This is a genomic window from Streptomyces sp. HUAS CB01 (assembly GCF_030406905.1).
Classification (GTDB): Bacteria; Actinomycetota; Actinomycetes; order Streptomycetales; family Streptomycetaceae; genus Streptomyces; species Streptomyces chengbuensis.
Genome location: NZ_CP129137.1, coordinates 2,143,073 through 2,158,964, shown reverse-complemented (window position 1 = coordinate 2,158,964; position 15,892 = coordinate 2,143,073). Strand labels below are relative to the sequence as shown.

The window sequence follows — 15,892 nt, the reverse complement described above, 5'->3', positions numbered from 1 at the left end:
CACGAGGCGGTCGAGCCGCCGGGCCGCTGAGCTCGGGGCCGCCGGGCCGTTGAGCCTGGGGGTGTTCAAGGCTGCTGAACGCGGCCCGCCTCTGCCGGCCGCCGCCCCGCGTCGTCGCGCCCGCCCGGCAGGGCCCGCGCGGTGCTACGACCCGCGCGCCGCCGTCACACCCTGCAGCCGGCTGATGATCCGCACGGGCGGGCCTGCGGCGCCCTTCGGAGCGACCGTGACCGCCTGGCTGGACACCCACTCCTTCGTGAGCGTGCTCTTCACCTCGCCGGTCATCAGCGCCTTCACGTCCTGGCTCACCTTGGGCCGGTAGCCCTGCGCGGCCGTCTGCCGGTCGAAGTAGCGCAGCGCGAAGAACACCAGCGCGCCGCCGTCCTGCGTGGCGAGCCCGAGGGGTGCGAAGTCCCCGGTGTCCAGCGCCTGGTCGACGTACTGCGTGCTCAGCCCCGCCCGTCGGCCGTTCTGCTCGCGCACCTGCCGCCAGCCGCTCGTGTGCGCGCCGTCGGCGAAGTGCTGCGGCTTGCCCGTCCGCAGGTACGAGGCGTACTCCTCGCTGAGATCGCGCGGGGCGACGGCCGTCACGTCGGAGTCGGGGGCCACCGGCTCCGCCCAGCCCTCCTGGTCCGTGCGGAACTTCGGCACCTCGCCCGGCGAGAGGATCGCCAGATACGCGGCCTCCCACAGCTGCTTGTTGCTGTTCTTGACGAACACGATCAGCCAGCGGCTGTCCTGGTCGCCCGAGTCGGTGTCCCGATTGCTGTCGGCGTCCGCGACGAAGAAGCGCGGCCAGCCCGCCTTCTTGGGGATGTGGTAGGTCGTGTCGCTCAGCTCCAGCGGGCGGTGCCGCGGATTGCCGCCGGGCGTGGTGATGCTGCGGGCCTTCAGGCCCGCCTGGTTGATCGCGCCCAGCGCGCCCGTGACCCGGCCGGCGTCGAGGGCCGGGTCGTAGGCCTTGTCGGCCGCGTTGTAGGCGTCGGTGAAGTCCTGGAGGGCCTGCTCGGCCTCAGCATTCGTCGCCGACGGTACGACCTCCAGCTCGCCGTGCACCGTCACGCACCCGCTCGCCGTCAGCGACAGCACCGTCACCGCCGCGAGCCCCGTCGCCGCCCGACCCAGCCTGCTCATCGGTTGCCTTCTGTTCCTCGCCGCCCCGCACTGACCGTCCGAACCCTACCGGGGCGAGGAACAGCGCGAGTGCCGGGACCAGATACAGCGCCCACACCGTGACCTGGAGCACGGTCGGGTTCGGCTGGAAGTTGAACACGCCCTTCAGCAGCGTGCCGTACCAGCTGTCCGGCGGGACGGTGGCGCTGATGTCGAACGCCTTGTCGGCGAGGCCGCCCAGGAAGCGTGCCTCCTGCAGATCGTGCACCCCGTACGCGAGCACACCGGCGGCCACGACCACCAGCATCCCGCCCGTCCAGGTGAAGAACCTCGCCAGGTCGATCCGCACGGCGCCCCGGTAGAACAGCCAGCTGAGCAGCACAGCCGTCGCGATGCCGAGCATGACCCCGGCGAGCGGCGCGGAGGACCCGGCGGTGTCCGCGGCCGCCCGGACCGACGCCCAGACGAACAGAGCCGTCTCCAGGCCCTCCCGGCCCACCGCGAGGAACGCCGTGGCGACCAGCGCACCCGTACCCATCCGCAGCGCGGTGTCCAGCCGCCCGTGCAGCTCGGCCCTCAGATGCCGAGCGGTCCTCCGCATCCAGAAGACCATCCAGGTGACCAGGCCGACCGCGACGATCGACAGGGTGCCGCCCAGCAGCTCCTGGGCCTCGAACGTCAGCTCCTGGGAGCCGAATTCGAGGGCGGCGCCGAAGGCGAGGGACACCCCGCAGGCGACGCCGATACCGGCCCACACCGGCTTCAGCGCGTCCCTGCGGTCCGTCTTGACCAGATAGGCGACGAGGATGCAGACGACCAGTCCGGCCTCCAGCCCCTCGCGCAGGCCGATCAGATAGTTGCCGAACACCGGCTGTCCCTTCCGTTCACGAGAACAGCGCCCGGCCCCACCAGTCGTCCTTGTCCCGGACGCCCGGTGGGATCGCGTACAGCGCGGAACCCACGTGCTGGATGTACTCGTTGAGGTCGTCGGCGGCGAGACTCCGCTGCACCGGAACGAAGCCGTGGGCGACGTCCCGCTGGTAGGCGAGGAAGAACAGCCCGGCGTCGAGCCGGCCGAGCCCGTCCGTGCCGTCGGTGAAGGAGTAGCCGCGGCGCAGCATCCTCGCCCCGCCGTTGGAGTCGGGGTGCGCGAGGCGTACGTGCGCCGTGGGCAGCATCGCGGGCAGGAACGGCTCGTCGCGCTCCTTCGCCCTGCCGACCGGCGCGCCCTCGCCCTTGTCGCGGCCGAAGATGTCCTCCTGCTCCTTGAGCGACGTCCGGTCCCAGGTCTCGACGTTCATCCGGATCCGTCGCGCCACGAGGTAGGAGCCGCCGACGAGCCAGGCCGGGCCGTCCTTCCGCGAGACCCAGACGTGCTTGCGGAGGGCGGCGGTGTCGGTGCCGGCGATGTTGCGGGTGCCGTCCTTGAAGCCCATCAGATTGCGCGGCGTCTGCGCCTCGGGCGTCGTCGACGACGTCTTGCCGAACCCGAGCTGCGACCAGCGGACGGCGACCTTGCCGAAGCCGATGCGGGCGAGCTGGCGGATGGCGTGCACCGCCACCTGCGGGTCGTCGGCGCAGGCCTGGACGCACAGATCGCCGCCGCTGCGGGCCGGGTCGAGGTTGTCCCCGGCGAACTTCGGCAGCTCGACGAGGGTGGCGGGCCTGCGGTCCTTCAGCCCGAAGCGGGCGTCGAAGAGGGACGGACCGAAGCCGATGGTGAGGGTGAGCCGGGACGGCTTCAGCCCCAGCGCCTCGCCGGTGTCGTCCGGCGGGGCCTCGGGGAGCCCGCCGTACGCGCCCTCGCCGACCGGGTTCCCGGCCGTCATGCTCTCGGCGGCGCGGGTCCAGTCCTGCAGCAGCCGCACCAGTTCGGCCCGGTCCCCGGTCCTCACGTCGAAGGACGCGAAGTGCAGCCGGTCCTGCACGGCGGTGGCGATCCCGGCCTGGTGCGCGCCGTGGAACGGCACCGCCGCGCCGCCGGCGGCGGCCGGCGCGGTCCTGTCCCCGCCGGTGGTCGCGGCGGCCACGGCACCTCCGGCCGCGGCGGCGCCGAGCGCGAGCCCGGCACCTCCCCAGCCGAGCAGCGCACGCCGCGAGGGCGCGGCGGCCGTCGCGGCGCCACCCGCGGCGGCGTCTGTGCCACTGCCCGGAGCGGCCGGTGCGTCCGCGTCGGTGCGCCTGCCCGCAGCGGTCGGTGCGTCCGTGTCCGTGCGCCCGTGCGTGCCGGGCGGTGCGGCGCTGTCCCCGTGTTCTTCCGTGCCGGGTCCCGGCGTCCCGGCCGGGCGTGTGGTCTCGTCGGACATGTCTACCGGTCCCCTCCTGCCCCTCCTGCCCGTCCTAACCGACCACGGCCGCGGCCAGCTTCGACAGCGGCTCGGCCAGCGCGTTCACACCGTCGGACAGTTCCTTGCGCTGGGCTCCGGAGACCTTGTCGTACGAGGTGAAGACGTAGGAGCTCTTGTCCGCGCGGTATTTGTCGAGCAGCGTGTTCAACGCGGCGAACTGCCTGTCCAGTTCCGCGACGAGCTGCGCGTCGTTCCTGGACGCGACCGGCTTCAGCAGCTCGTACGACTTCTGCGCGCCCTCGACGTTGGCCTTGAAGTCGACCAGGTCGGTGTGGGAGTAGCGCTCCTCCTCGCCGGTGACCTTGCCGGTGGCGACCTCGTCGAGGAGTTCCTTGGCGCCGTTGGCCATGGACGTCGGGGTGATCTCGGCGGTGCCGACCTTCTTCGCCCAGGCCGCGAGGTCCTGGTCGAGGGTGTCGGCGAGCGCCTTCTCCTCGGCGCCCAGCTTCCCGTCCTGCCACAGCGCCTTCTCCAGGCGGTGCCAGCCGGTCCACTTCTCGCCCGGCTTCAGGTCGGCCACGCCGTCCTCGCGGAGGTCGACCTTCGGGTCGATGTCGCCGAACGACTCGGCGACCGGCTCGGTGCGCTCCCAGCCGATCCGGGAGTCCGCGTACGCCTTCTTCGCGGCCTCGACGTCGCCGGCGCGGACGGCGTCGGTGAACACCTTGGCCTTCGGCAGCGTCTCGTCCGCCTGCTGCTGCGCGTAGGTGCGGTACGCGGCGACCGCCGCGTCCGTCTCCGGGGAGCGCTTCGCGGCGGTGCCGCCGGTCGCCCTGACCGGCCGGCGCATGCCCTCGCCCCGCATCCCCGGCTTGCAGGCGATCTCGTAGTCGCCGGCCTTCACCTCGGCGGTCAGACTCGCCTTGGTGCCGGGGCCGATGTTCTCGCGCTCGGTCACGATGCGGTCGTCGGGGAAGAGGATGTAGACCTCGGTGACCTTGGAGCCCTTGTTCTCGATGTCCAGGCGGACATGGCCGGCCGGGAACTCCTTCGCGGACACCTCGCACGCGTCGTCCTTGGCGACGACGGCGATCGCGTCGCCGCCGCCCTCGGCGTCGCTCTTCTCGGCGCAGCCCGTGACGGCGGCGAGCGCGGAAACGGCCGCGACTGCGGTGACGACGGAGAGACGGGCGGGTCGCATACGGGCTCCACGGGGGACGGGCGGCGGGACGCGGACAGGGCGGCCGGTGAGGCGGGCCTAACTTAACCGAGCCTTACCTCCTCGGCACCGGCCCGTCCAGTGATTCGGATCTCATCGCCGGGCATGGGGAAAGGGGAGGTCACGGCACCGTCATGGCGGAGCCTCGGGTGGGTCAAGCGCGGGTCAAAGTTCCCGTTCGGTACGACGAGCGGGGTGCCGGTGCGCGGGTGCGGCAGCGCCTCGACCGGCTGCGGTGGACCTCGCTGGGCAGCCGTCGCGGAACTCCTCACCGGGCGTGCCCCCGGCCGCGATCCGACCGTCCCGCAGTACGGCGACCCGGTCCGCGCGGGCCGCGGCCAGGCCGAGGCCGTGCAGGACGACGACGACCGCGGCGCCGGCGGCCGCCCGGGCGCGGCAGACCCCCAGCACCAGTTCCTGATGGCGCAGGTCGAGCGCCGCGGCCGGCCCGTCGAGCAGAGGCAGCGGGGTGTGCGCTGGGCGAGGACCCGGGCGAGTGCGACGCGGGCCCGCACGCCGCCGGACAGCGCGGACAAGGGCCGGCCGGCGAAGCCGGCGGTCTCGGTCGCCGCCATGGCCGCCCGGACCTCCGATGCGTCTGCGTCCTCGTCCTCGCGGGCGGTGCCGACCCAGGGCTGACCGCCCCCCCCCGGACCCCGGCAGGGTCGCGTCCGCCGCCGAGCCGGTGGACGCCGCCCCGCAGGTCCGTGTCGTACGGGGATGCTTGAATGCCCGGGTGACACACGAACGACCCCGCGGCCTCGACGTCCTGCGCGTCTTCTGCTCCGGCGACGGCCGCCACGGCAACGCTCTCGGCGTCGTGCGCGACGGGAGGCCGTACCCGGACGAGAAGTCCCGCCAGGCGCTCGCGGCCGAACTGGGCTTCAGCGAGACCGTGTTCGTCGACGACCCCGAGCGCGGCGTCGTCGACATCTACACCCCGGCCGCACGACTGCCGTTCGCCGGCCACCCGCTCGTCGGGGTGGCCTGGCTGCTGGACCTGGAAGCGGTGAACCCGCCGGCGGGAGAGGTCTGGGTGCGCTCCGACGGGGAGTTCACCTGGATCACCGCACGCGCCGAGTGGGCCCCGCCGCGCACGCTGCGCCGGTACGGCTCGGCGGCCGAGGTCGAGGCCCTGGAGGTGCCGCCACCCGGCGAATGGACGTACGCGTGGGCGTGGGAGGACGAGGCCGCGGGCCGGATCCGGGCCCGCGCCTTCCCCGGCCGGGGCGACGGCATCGACGAGGACGAGGCGACGGGAGCGGCGGCGCTGCTGCTCACCGAACAGCTCGGCCGCGCACTGAACATCACCCAGGGCAGCGGCTCCCAGCTCCTGACGGCTCCCGGCCCCGACGGCGTGATCGAACTCGGCGGCCGGGTGCGGCTCGCGCGGCACTGACGGATCGCGACGGAGGCCCCGGGGCACCGGGTGGATCGCGGCACGACGCCGGACCGCGGAGCGGTCCGGGCGAAGGCGCCGGACCATGTGTTCGTGCCGGGGCGCCGACGCGCCCTCGAAAGCCGGCGCCACAGGGACGACGTCCGGACCGGGGAGCGATCGAGGCGAAGGCGCCGGCGCCGGGGGTCAGGCGGGGCCCGCCGCCACCCCGCCCCCCACTTCGCCCTCACGCCGCGCTGAGCGGGAACTCCTGGCCCAGCTCGCGGAACACCGCGCCGTTGAAGTCGAAGGCGCGCTTGCACTCCTCGATGATGCGCTGCTTCTCGAGGTCGTCCGCGTTCACCGCGTCGAGCAGTTCCCGGTAACCCCGCTTGAACGCCGCCGGGTTGGTGATCTGCTCGAAGACATAGAAGCGGACGCCGTCGCCCTTGCGTGCGAAGCCCCAGGCGCGCTCGGCCTTGTCGCGGATGATCTGGCCGCCGGAGAGGTCCCCCAGGTAGCGGGTGTAGTGGTGGGCCACATAGCCCGCCGGCCAGGTGCGGGCGCACTCCTCGACGCGTGCCGCGTAGGCCGCCGTCGCGGCCAGCGGGAGCAGGCCGTCGCGCCAGCCCGGGCCGCGCAGGTGCGCCAGGTCCCGCTCCAGCTCGGCCGTGCGGAACAGCTCCGGCCGGATGAACGGCCCCGCTACCGGATCGCCCTCGAGCGCGCCCGCCGAGCCCTCCAGCGCCCGGTACACGAACCACAGCTGCTCCGTGTAGCGGGCGTACGCCTCGACCGCCAGTCGGCCGCCGAGCAGATCGCTCATGAACGTCGACGTCTCCGCCTCGGTGTGCTGTTCGTGCGACGCGACACGGATCAGGGTCGAGAAGGGCGTGTCCGACGTGTCCAAGGCGGGCCTCCGGGGACCGATGGGGACGGGAACCAGGAGGATCCTCTTACTTAGGCTTACCTAAGTCAACTGGTTCCCGACGGCCTGTCGGTAAAGACGCTACCCAGGAATCACGTCAGGGCAACGTGAGGATGTCGGCACCGGTCTCCGTCACCACGAGCGTGTGCTCGAACTGTGCGGTCCGCTTCCGGTCCTTCGTCACCACGGTCCAGCCGTCGTCCCACATGTCGTACTCGTGCGTCCCGAGCGTCAGCATCGGCTCGATGGTGAACGTCATACCCGGCTGCATCACGGTGGTCGCGTGCGGGCTGTCGTAGTGCGGGATGATCAGCCCGGAGTGGAACGAGGAGTTGATGCCGTGGCCGGTGAAGTCGCGCACGACGCCGTAGCCGAACCGCTTCGCGTACGACTCGATGACCCGCCCGATGACGTTGATCTGGCGGCCGGGCCTGACCGCCTTGATCGCGCGGTTGAGCGACTCCCGCGTCCGCTCGACCAGCAGCCTCGACTCCTCGTCCACGTCGCCGCACAGATAGGTGGCGTTGTTGTCGCCGTGCACACCGCCGATGTACGCGGTGACGTCCAGGTTCACGATGTCGCCGTCCCGCAGCACCGTGGAGTCGGGGATGCCGTGACAGATCACCTCGTTGACCGAGGAGCAGAGCGACTTCGGGAAGGCCCGGTAGCCGAGGGTCGACGGGTACGCCCCGTGGTCGCACATGAACTCGTGCGCGACGCGGTCGAGTTCGTCCGTGGTCACCCCGGGGGCGATGAGCTTCGCGGCCTCCTCCATCGCCTGAGCGGCGATACGGCCCGCGACGCGCATCCTCTCGATCGTCTCGGAGTCCTGGATCTCCGGACCCGTGTACGGCGTCGGGGCGGGCTTCCCGACGTACTCGGGGCGCCGGATGTTTCCGGGGACGGAACGGGTGGGAGAGAGCTTCCCTGGTACGAGCAGCGACTGGCCAGACATGCCAGCGAGTCTAACCGGGGGTGTGCGGCGCCCAGGGGCGCCGGGAAGGGCGTCGTCCCCGGGCGAAGGGGAAGACGTCGGGGCAGCATGGTCAGAGGAAGGAGCCGACGATGGCCCTGTTCAAGAAGCGCACGGTGGGCAAGCCGGGCGAGTGGTACTACTGCCTGGAGCACAAGAAGGTCGAGGAGGGCCCCGAGTGCCCGGCGAAGGACCGCTTCGGTCCGTACGCCACCCGCGAGGAGGCCACCCACGCGATGGAGCTCGCGCGGGAACGGAACCTGGAGTGGGAGAACGATCCGCGGTGGCACGACGCGCCGCGCGGCGGGGACACCACCGACTGACCACCGTCGGCCGACCACGCGAGGGACTCCGGCCGGCCGCGGGACCGACCACCGTCGGCCGAGGGCCCGGCCGTGGACCCGCACGCCGGCCCTCCCGTCCCACCCGCGGGGCGCGGGCCGCGCGCCCCCCGTGCCGTCCGGACCGCAGCCCGGGTGTCCTCACGACGTCCCTTCGGACTCGCGGGGCGCGGGCCGCGCGCCCCCCGTGCCGTCCGGCCCGCCGCTCGTGCGCCGTCACGGTCCGTGCCGTGGGGCACGGCGGGCGTGGGCCGCATGCGGGTCCTGCGGGACGGGCCTCGTCAGACCGCCGCCTCGGCCGCCGCCGTCCCCTCCTTCTGGGCACGGCGGCGCAGGGCGTCCTCGTCCGTCGCCGCGTCGTACGTGACGAGCTTCGGCAGCGCCGCGGTCAGCAGGCCCACCGAGGCCACGCAGAGCAGCCCGCCGCTCCAGAACGCCGCCCGCGTGCCGGTCCAGCCCGCCACCGCGCCCGCGCGCACCTGGCCCAACTGCGGGCCCACGCTGTACGACAGCACCTCGATGCCCGCGAGACGGCCGCGGAGGGATTCCGGGATCGTCTGGTTCCAGATGGTGGACCGGCCGAGTCCGCTGAGCATGTCGCCCGCGCCCGCGAAGGCGAGACAGAGCAGCACCAGCCAGATGTTCGTGAACCAGCCGGCCGCGGCGATCGCGAGCCCCCAACCGGCCGCGCCGACCACCACGAACACCCCGTGCCGGCGCACCCGCGAGGTCCAGCCGCTGGTCAGGCTGAGCAGCAACGAGCCGACCGACCCCGCCGCGTACATCAGCCCCAGCGACCACTCCGCGTCGAGGTCGTCGGCCAGGAACGGGAAGATCGTGTGGGGGAACGCGAAGAACATCGCGGCCAGGTCCACCGCGTACGTGCCGAGCAGCACCGGCCGGCTCCACGCGTACCGCGCGCCCTCCGCGATACCCCGCAGCGACGGCTTCTCCGCGTCGTGCGCGGGCGGGGCGGGGGCGAGCCGGGCGCACAGCAGCACGGAGGCCACGAAACCGACGGCCGTCGTCGTGTACGCGGTCGCGTGTCCCGCGTACGCCACGACCAGCCCGGCCAGCGCGGGCCCGGCAATCGCGCCGAGCTGCCAGCGCAGCGCGTTGAGCGCGGCCGCCGCGGTCTGCTGGTCGTGCGGCACGATCCGGGCCATCAGCGAGTCCAGGGCGGGACGCTGCAGCCCGGCGAGCGCGGAGACACCGGCCGCGACGACATACAGCGGCCACAGCGCCGGCGTCGGCAGCAGCGCGTTGACCAGGAGAATCGTGGCCATCAGGGCCATTCCGCCCTCGGTGAGCACCAGCACCCTGCGCCGGTCCACCGCATCGGCCAGGGCGCCTCCGTACAGCCCGAACACGATCAGCGGCACGAGCTCCACGGCGCCCATGATCCCGACCGCGAGCGGCGAGCCCGTCAGATCCTTGATCTGCAGCGGCAGCGCCACCATCGCCATGAAGCTGCTGAAGAACGTGATGAGCCCCTGCACCCACAGCAGACGGAAGTCGCGTGAGGAGCGCCAGGGGGAGAGGTCGGGGAGCAGTGCGCCGCGCAGTCGTGATGCCACGTCCGGCCATGCTCGGTGGGCGGGACGGGCGCGGCAACCGAATTTCACCAGCGCGCGGGCGGCGGCGCGGTCAGCTGGTCGGCCAGCCGGGCGAGGCGGTCGCGGAGGCGTCGCCGGCCGCGCGGGCCGGGCGACGGGAGGACGTTCTCGCCGGCCGCCGCGCTCACCAGGTGCTGCACCGTGTCCAGGTCGACCTCCGCCGACCCCGGCACCGTCAGCGTCTCGTGAGCGAGCCCGAGGACCTCCGGGTCCCCGGCGTCCAGAGAGAGCACCGTCGCCCCGGAGCGCCGGGCGTCGTGGACCCGCTCCAGCAGCCCTCCGTCCGGCCGTTGCGGCGCCACCACCAGCAGCGTCTCCCCGCGCCCCGCCGCCGCCACCCGGCCGAGACCCACGGCGAGGTGCGCCGGGTCGCCGGGGCGCACCCGGTGCCGTACGAGCGTGGGCGCCAGCTCGGGCTGCCCGGACCAGGCAGCCTCGTCCACGAGGTGTGCGGCGAGATGCCAGGGCTCGTACTCGTCCGTCCCCACCAGCAGCAGTCCGCCGCCCTGCGGGACGACCGAGGAGCGCAGCGCTCCCGCGAACCGACGGGCGGCCGCGGGCCACTCGGTCCCGGCGAGGACTTCTCGTAGGAGGGCGACGCGTACGGCATCCATGGGCGGGCATCCTGCCCCACGGGCGAGGCCGCCGCCCATGGTTCCGTCGCGGTCCACCCGTACGGGACGGCCCGCCCTGCTACCTGCGAGTAAGGTCGGATCATGACTTCTCAAGACAACGCCAGCGCTCCGAAGCCCGCAGCCAAGGACCCGTGGGACCTCCCCGACGTCTCCGGTCTGGTCGTCGGCGTCCTGGGCGGTACGGGGGACCAGGGCCGCGGCCTCGCCTACCGGCTCGCCCGCGCCGGGCAGAAGGTGATCATCGGTTCCCGGGCCGCCGAGCGCGCCGGGGCCGCGGCCGCCGAGCTGGGCCTCGGCATCGAGGGTGCCGAGAACGCCGAGTGCGCGCGGCGCAGCGATGTCGTGATCGTGGCCGTGCCGTGGGACGGGCACGCCAAGACCCTGGAGGCGCTGCGCTCCGAGCTCGCCGGGAAGCTGGTCGTCGACTGTGTGAACCCCCTCGGTTTCGACAAGAAGGGTGCTTACGCGCTCAAGCCGGCCGAGGGGAGCGCCGCCGAGCAGGCCGCGGCCCTGCTGCCGGAGTCCCGGGTGACCGCCGCGTTCCACCACCTGTCCGCGGTGCTGCTCCAGGACGAGTCGATCGAGGAGATCGACACGGACGTGATGGTGCTGGGGGAGGACCGCGCCGACACGGACCTGGTGCAGGCCCTGGCGGGCCGTATCCCCGGGATGCGCGGGGTCTTCGCCGGCCGGCTGCGCAACGCCCACCAGGTCGAGTCGCTGGTGGCCAACCTGATCTCGGTGAACCGGCGCTACAAGGCGCACGCGGGCCTGCGCGTGACCGACGTCTGAACCGTCGCTCCGGGGGTGGGACGCGGCCGCGGTCCGGTCGACATGCGCACCGGCGGCCCGGGCGGGATGCGGAACGGGGCGGCGGTCCGTCCGGTCCCGAGCGGCGGGCGGCCCCTCCCCGTCGTGCGGCCCCGGGCCCGGGGCCGGGCCCGGTCTCCGGCCGGCCGGGTGCCGCGTACCGGGTGCCGTGCGGGCATGGGGGACACTGGTCCGGAACACCCGTGACCGGACAGGAGCCGACCCCCATGCCCCGCCTCGCCCTCTACGCCCTGATCATCTGCGTACTCGCCGTCGCCGCGGCGGTCGTCTCGTTCCTCGAGGGCAGCTGGCTGGGGATCGTCTGGGTGCTGCTGGCCGGTGTGACGTCGAACATGGCGATCTACTACATCCGCCGCGGCAAGACGCCCACGCCGCCCACCCCCTGACCGGGCGTCCGCGCACCTGTCCGGGCGCCCGTCCCGCGCCGCGGGGAAGGCGAGCGAGCAAGCGGCTGCCGGCCGCCGGCTACCGGTCGAGCAGCGCCGTGCACTCGGGGTACTGCTCGGTCCAGAACCGGTACAGGTCCTGGCCGCAGGCGACCTCCGCCCGTGACACCCCGAGCCCGTCCATCACGGCGAAGATCGCGTCGAAGAACGCGTGGTTCACCTCGGGGATGAACAGGACGGCGAAGACCGCCAGCAGGCCGAACGGCGCGAAAGGCTCCACCTGGCGGCGGACGCGGTACGACAGCCACGGCTCGATCACCCCGTAACCGTCCAGGCCCGGAACGGGCAGGAAGTTCAGGATCGCGGCGGTGACCTGCAACAGCGCCAGGAAGGCCAGAGCGAAGCGGAACCCGAGCGGGACCCCTTCGAGTGCGCCGAGCCAGAACGGCGCCGTGCAGACGACCGCGAACAGGACGTTCGTCAGCGGGCCCGCCGCGGAGATCAGGCTGTGCTTCCAGCGGCCCTTGATCCGGTGCCGCTCGATGAAGACCGCACCGCCGGGCAGTCCGATACCGCCCATGATCACGAACAGGACGGGCAGCACGATGCTCAGCACCGCGTGCGTGTACTTCAGCGGGTCGAGCGTCAGATAGCCCTTCGCGCCGACCGTGAGATCGCCGCCGTGCAGGGCGGTCCGGGCGTGCGCGTACTCGTGCAGGCAGAGCGACACGATCCACGCGGCCGTCACGAACAGGAAGACCGCCAGGCCGGGGCTGCCGGCGAAGTCCGTCCAGACCGCCCAGCCGGTGACCGCCATGATCGCGGCGATGCCGAGGAAGACGGGCGAGATCCTCCGGTCGCTGGTGCGGGTGGTGGCCGAGGTCATCGAGGGCGCTCCAGGGGCGTGGTCGGCGGGTACGTGACCGGCGGGCGGGCGATCCGCGGATCCGGGACACCGATCGCACGCCGACCGTACAGGCGGCACGGCCAGAACGACCCGGACGGGGCGGGAGTTCCGCCGCGGTGCCGGAACCGGGCGGAGTGCGGCTCCGGCGTCACCGGAGAATGGGCGGGTGCGCTACTGCGCGGTGCTCTCGGCGGACGGCGGCTACCGGCTGGGCGCCGGACCCGAGGACATCGACCTGCACCGGTTCGGGCGGCTGGCGTCCGAGGGCGCCAGGGCGCTCGCCGACGGCGATCCCGGGACACGAGCCTCCGGCGAGTCGCCGCCGGATCCCGCCGTACCGGAAAGGCGGCAGCCCGCCGACGGGGGAAGATCGGCGGGCTGCCGTGGTGCCGCAGTGGCTCGTGAGGCGTGGGGCGGTGATGCCGTGACCGGCGCCGGTGCCCGGCCGTCCGGGCACCGGCTTCCGCACGCGGTCAGTGGAAGGTGTGCTCCTCGGCCGGGAACGCACCGCCGACGACGTCCTCGGCGAACGCCTTCGCCGCGTCGCCGAGCGTCTGCCGCAGGTTCGCGTACTGCTTGGTGAAGCGCGGCACCTTGCCGCCCGTCAGGCCGGCCATGTCCGTCCACACGAGGACCTGGGCGTCCGTGTCCGGGCCGGCGCCGATACCGATGGTCGGGATGTGCAGCGAACGGGTGACCTCGGCCGCCAGCTCCGCCGGGACGAGCTCGAGGACCACGGCGAAGGCGCCGGCGTCCTGCGCCGCCTTGGCGTCGCGCAGCAGCCGGTGGGCGGCCTCGTCGCCGCGCCCCTGCACCCGGTAGCCCATCGTGTTGACCGACTGCGGGGTCAGACCCAGGTGGGACATGACGGGGATGCCCGCCTGCACCAGCATCTCGGTCTGCGGGAGGGAACGCTCCCCGCCCTCCAGCTTGACGGCGCCGACCCCGGCCTCCTTCACCAGCCGGGTCGCCGAGCGCAGCGCCTGGACGGGACCCTCCTGGTACGAGCCGAAGGGGAGGTCGCCGACGATCAGGGCGCGCTTCGTGCCCCGTACGACGGCCGCGGACAGCAGCGTCATCTCGTCCATCGTGACGGGCACGGTGGTGTCGTAGCCGAGGTGACAGTTGCCCATCGAGTCGCCGACCAGCATCACCGGGATGCCGGCCTCGTCGAAGACGGACGCCGTCATGGCGTCGTAGGCGGTGAGCATGGGCCACTTCTCGCCGCGCTCCTTGGCGGTGGCGATGTCGTGGACGGAGATGCGGCGAGTGCCCTTGCCGCCGTACAGCGCCTTGCCGCTGCTGTCGGCGGGCTGCGTCTGGGCAGCCTGAAGCGTCATGGTGAACGGCTCCTTCGTCATCTCGAGGCGCCCTTACGGCGTCCCCGGACCGCGTCCATGGTGGCATCCCCGCGCCCGTCGCGTGAAGTGGCCCCGTTCACATGCCGCAATGTTGGCCGGTCCCGACACCAACGGCCCAACTTTTCTATACGAGACGGTGCCGTATAGAAATACGCTTCGGTCATGTCCACACCGCCGGGCGCACCCCCCGCCCCACCCCGGGTTCCGGAAGCCGTTCACCGACGTCGCTGGCTCATTCTGGCCGTCCTGATGTTCACCGTGCTCATCATGGTGCTGGACCACTCGGTCCTGAACGTCGCGGTCAAGACCATCGCCTCCCCCGCGCCCGTCGGCATCGGCGCCACGCAGGGGGAGCTGGAATGGGCCATCAACTCCTACACCCTCGTCTTCGCCGCACTGCTCTTCACGGCCGGTCTGATCGGCGACCGCGCGGGCCGCAGGAGAACGCTGCTGTTCGGCATGGCCGTGTTCGGCATCGGCTCGGCGCTGGCCGCGTTCTCCGGCTCGTCCGGCGAGCTCATCGCGTACCGCGCGGTGATGGGCTTCGGCGCCGCGTTCGTGATGCCGGCGACCCTCGCCGTCCTCATGAACGTCTTCGAACGGGACGAGCAGGCCAAGGCCATCGGCATCTGGGCGGGCGGGGTGGGCATCGCCATCGCCCTCGGCCCGCTCACGGGCGGGCTGTTGCTCGAACACTTCTGGTGGGGCTCGATCTTCCTGGTCAACGTCCCGGTGGTGATCGTCGGCTTCGTCGCGATGGCGCTGCTGATCCCGGACTCCCGGGATCCCGACCCCGGCCGGATCGACCCCGTCGGCGTGGTGCTGTCCGTCGTCGGGCTCGTCCTCCTCGTCTACGGGATCATCCACGGCGGTGAACTCGCCTCGCTCTCCGACCGGTCGGTGCTGCTGCCCCTGGTCGGCGGACTGGCCGTGCTGGCGGTGTTCGTGGTGTACGAGCACCGCATCGACCATCCGGCGCTGGACTTCTCGTACTTCAGGAATCCCGCGTTCTCCGCCGCGATCACCGCGACCGCGCTGGCCTTCCTCTCGATGATGGGCGTCGCGTTCTTCTCGGTGTTCTACCTCCAGAGCGTGCTCGGCTACAGCCCGCTCCAGGCCGGCCTGCTCGTGCTGCCGCTCGCGATCGCCCAGTCGCTGTTCGCGCCCCGGGCCCGGCTGGCCGTCGCCCGTTTCGGCGCCAAGGCGACCTGCACGGCCGGAATGATGATGATCGCGACCGGGCTCGCCTGCTTCGCCTTCTTCGACGCCTCGACCCCGGTGTGGGCGCTGGAGCTCGCCTTCTTCGTGCAGGGCGCCGGGATGGGGCACGTCATGTCGCCCGTCACGGTCACGGTCATGCAGGCTCTGCCGAGGGAGAAGGCGGGCGTGGCCTCCGCGATCAACAACACCTTCCGGCAGATCGGCGGCGCGCTGGGCGTGGCCGTGCTCGGCTCGCTGCTGTCCGCCGCGTACCGGGGCGGGATCGAGAGCACCCTGGAACGGGCACCCGGTGTCCCGGACGCGGCCAAGCACGCGGCGGGCGAGTCCCTGGAGGCGACACTGGCCGTGGCCGAACGGCTCGGCCCCGCCGGACAGCTCCTCGTCGCGCCCGCGCACGAGGCCTTCCTCGTCGCCATGCACCTGGCGGCGCTGTGCGCGGCGACGGTGACGCTCATCGGCGCGGTGGTCGTGGCGGTGTACCTGCCCGGCCGTCGCAGGCCCGGTGCGGACCCCGCCCCTGTGCCGGACGAGCGCCCGGCGGCGGAGGTGGGCCGGGGATGACCGGAGTACGCGAGAATCCGGGGACGCGTCGAGCGGCGGGCCGGGGCACGCGTCCGGCGGGGCGGACCGGCAGCCGCGCCGCGCCGCGCGGAACGACGCGACGGGGAACGCGGGACGGACGGGACGGAGCGGAG

General features: G+C 72.9%; 15 protein-coding genes and 1 pseudogene. 5 read left to right on the top strand and 11 right to left on the bottom strand.

All coding sequences use genetic code 11. The annotated features are described in order from the left end of the window. Nucleotides 1–144: 144 nt before the first annotated feature. The 5 genes and pseudogenes from QRN89_RS09585 to QRN89_RS09565 all read right to left on the bottom strand — a co-directional run. Complete coding sequence (locus tag QRN89_RS09585; RefSeq protein WP_290353641.1) at nucleotides 145–1,125, bottom strand: SCO2278 family lipoprotein; 981 nt, start codon at nucleotides 1,123–1,125, stop codon at nucleotides 145–147. Next, complete coding sequence (gene efeU, locus QRN89_RS09580) at nucleotides 1,013–1,981, bottom strand: iron uptake transporter permease EfeU (protein ID WP_290348928.1); 969 nt, start codon at nucleotides 1,979–1,981, stop codon at nucleotides 1,013–1,015. The genes QRN89_RS09585 and efeU overlap by 113 nt, the downstream gene beginning before the upstream one ends. 16 nt (nucleotides 1,982–1,997) lie before the next feature. Beyond that, complete coding sequence (gene efeB, locus QRN89_RS09575; RefSeq protein WP_290348927.1) at nucleotides 1,998–3,419, bottom strand: iron uptake transporter deferrochelatase/peroxidase subunit; 1,422 nt, start codon at nucleotides 3,417–3,419, stop codon at nucleotides 1,998–2,000. Between the two features lie 34 nt (nucleotides 3,420–3,453). Continuing rightward, the gene (gene efeO, locus QRN89_RS09570) at nucleotides 3,454–4,602 is read right to left on the bottom strand and encodes an iron uptake system protein EfeO (RefSeq protein ID WP_290348926.1); all 1,149 of its coding nucleotides are present in this window, start codon (nucleotides 4,600–4,602) and stop codon (nucleotides 3,454–3,456) included. 62 nt (nucleotides 4,603–4,664) lie between these two features. Next, nucleotides 4,665–5,264: pseudogene (locus QRN89_RS09565) on the bottom strand (ATP-binding cassette domain-containing protein); the annotation flags it as partial. Nucleotides 5,265–5,356: 92 nt separating this feature from the next. Here QRN89_RS09565 and QRN89_RS09560 point away from each other — a divergent pair. Then, complete coding sequence (locus QRN89_RS09560; protein WP_290348925.1) at nucleotides 5,357–6,019, top strand: PhzF family phenazine biosynthesis protein; 663 nt, start codon at nucleotides 5,357–5,359, stop codon at nucleotides 6,017–6,019. 226 nt (nucleotides 6,020–6,245) lie between these two features. Here the strand turns inward: QRN89_RS09560 and QRN89_RS09555 are convergent, their stop codons facing one another. After that, the gene (locus tag QRN89_RS09555) at nucleotides 6,246–6,908 is read right to left on the bottom strand and encodes a biliverdin-producing heme oxygenase (RefSeq protein ID WP_290348924.1); all 663 of its coding nucleotides are present in this window, start codon (nucleotides 6,906–6,908) and stop codon (nucleotides 6,246–6,248) included. A gap of 115 nt (nucleotides 6,909–7,023) precedes the next feature. Then, nucleotides 7,024–7,881: a type I methionyl aminopeptidase gene (map, locus tag QRN89_RS09550; RefSeq protein WP_290348923.1), complete on the bottom strand. Its 858-nt coding sequence runs from the start codon at nucleotides 7,879–7,881 to the stop codon at nucleotides 7,024–7,026. Between the two features lie 110 nt (nucleotides 7,882–7,991). Between map and QRN89_RS09545 the strand changes: the two genes are divergently transcribed. Beyond that, nucleotides 7,992–8,222 (top strand): hypothetical protein, encoded by a 231-nt coding sequence (locus QRN89_RS09545; protein ID WP_290348922.1) that lies wholly within the window; start codon nucleotides 7,992–7,994, stop codon nucleotides 8,220–8,222. A 299-nt stretch (nucleotides 8,223–8,521) separates the two neighbouring features. Here QRN89_RS09545 and QRN89_RS09540 read toward each other — a convergent pair whose 3' ends face one another. Together QRN89_RS09540 and QRN89_RS09535 are read right to left on the bottom strand one after the other, a co-directional pair. Next, nucleotides 8,522–9,817: an MFS transporter gene (locus QRN89_RS09540; RefSeq protein ID WP_290348921.1), complete on the bottom strand. Its 1,296-nt coding sequence runs from the start codon at nucleotides 9,815–9,817 to the stop codon at nucleotides 8,522–8,524. A 44-nt stretch (nucleotides 9,818–9,861) separates the two neighbouring features. Beyond that, the gene (locus QRN89_RS09535) at nucleotides 9,862–10,470 is read right to left on the bottom strand and encodes a hypothetical protein (protein WP_290348920.1); all 609 of its coding nucleotides are present in this window, start codon (nucleotides 10,468–10,470) and stop codon (nucleotides 9,862–9,864) included. Between the two features lie 102 nt (nucleotides 10,471–10,572). Between QRN89_RS09535 and npdG the strand changes: the two genes are divergently transcribed. Together npdG and QRN89_RS09525 are read left to right on the top strand one after the other, a co-directional pair. Beyond that, on the top strand, nucleotides 10,573–11,283 hold the full coding sequence (npdG, locus tag QRN89_RS09530; protein WP_290348919.1) for an NADPH-dependent F420 reductase: 711 nt from the start codon (nucleotides 10,573–10,575) through the stop codon (nucleotides 11,281–11,283). Nucleotides 11,284–11,528: 245 nt separating this feature from the next. Beyond that, nucleotides 11,529–11,708: a hypothetical protein gene (locus QRN89_RS09525; RefSeq protein WP_290348918.1), complete on the top strand. Its 180-nt coding sequence runs from the start codon at nucleotides 11,529–11,531 to the stop codon at nucleotides 11,706–11,708. Nucleotides 11,709–11,787: 79 nt separating this feature from the next. On the opposite strand, the gene QRN89_RS09520 is transcribed toward QRN89_RS09525, so the two are convergent. Together QRN89_RS09520 and panB are read right to left on the bottom strand one after the other, a co-directional pair. After that, complete coding sequence (locus tag QRN89_RS09520) at nucleotides 11,788–12,594, bottom strand: site-2 protease family protein (protein WP_290348917.1); 807 nt, start codon at nucleotides 12,592–12,594, stop codon at nucleotides 11,788–11,790. Nucleotides 12,595–13,088: 494 nt separating this feature from the next. Further along, the gene (gene panB / locus QRN89_RS09515) at nucleotides 13,089–13,955 is read right to left on the bottom strand and encodes a 3-methyl-2-oxobutanoate hydroxymethyltransferase (RefSeq protein WP_290348916.1); all 867 of its coding nucleotides are present in this window, start codon (nucleotides 13,953–13,955) and stop codon (nucleotides 13,089–13,091) included. 183 nt (nucleotides 13,956–14,138) lie between these two features. On the opposite strand from panB, the gene QRN89_RS09510 reads away from it, so the two are divergent. Next, on the top strand, nucleotides 14,139–15,758 hold the full coding sequence (locus QRN89_RS09510; protein ID WP_290348915.1) for an MFS transporter: 1,620 nt from the start codon (nucleotides 14,139–14,141) through the stop codon (nucleotides 15,756–15,758). The last annotated feature ends 134 nt before the right edge of the window (nucleotides 15,759–15,892 follow it).

What these genes read in the sequence shown, in the direction of transcription:
- efeB (WP_290348927.1), bottom strand. Translation starts at nt 3,419, where the DNA reads ATGTCCGACGAGACCACACGCCCGGCCGGGACGCCGGGACCCGGCACG.
- efeO (WP_290348926.1), bottom strand. Translation starts at nt 4,602, where the DNA reads ATGCGACCCGCCCGTCTCTCCGTCGTCACCGCAGTCGCGGCCGTTTCC.
- map (WP_290348923.1), bottom strand. Translation starts at nt 7,881, where the DNA reads ATGTCTGGCCAGTCGCTGCTCGTACCAGGGAAGCTCTCTCCCACCCGT.
- QRN89_RS09545 (WP_290348922.1), top strand. Translation starts at nt 7,992, where the DNA reads ATGGCCCTGTTCAAGAAGCGCACGGTGGGCAAGCCGGGCGAGTGGTAC.
- QRN89_RS09535 (WP_290348920.1), bottom strand. Translation starts at nt 10,470, where the DNA reads ATGGATGCCGTACGCGTCGCCCTCCTACGAGAAGTCCTCGCCGGGACC.
- npdG (WP_290348919.1), top strand. Translation starts at nt 10,573, where the DNA reads ATGACTTCTCAAGACAACGCCAGCGCTCCGAAGCCCGCAGCCAAGGAC.
- QRN89_RS09525 (WP_290348918.1), top strand. Translation starts at nt 11,529, where the DNA reads ATGCCCCGCCTCGCCCTCTACGCCCTGATCATCTGCGTACTCGCCGTC.
- QRN89_RS09520 (WP_290348917.1), bottom strand. Translation starts at nt 12,594, where the DNA reads ATGACCTCGGCCACCACCCGCACCAGCGACCGGAGGATCTCGCCCGTC.
- panB (WP_290348916.1), bottom strand. Translation starts at nt 13,955, where the DNA reads ATGACGCTTCAGGCTGCCCAGACGCAGCCCGCCGACAGCAGCGGCAAG.
- QRN89_RS09510 (WP_290348915.1), top strand. Translation starts at nt 14,139, where the DNA reads ATGTCCACACCGCCGGGCGCACCCCCCGCCCCACCCCGGGTTCCGGAA.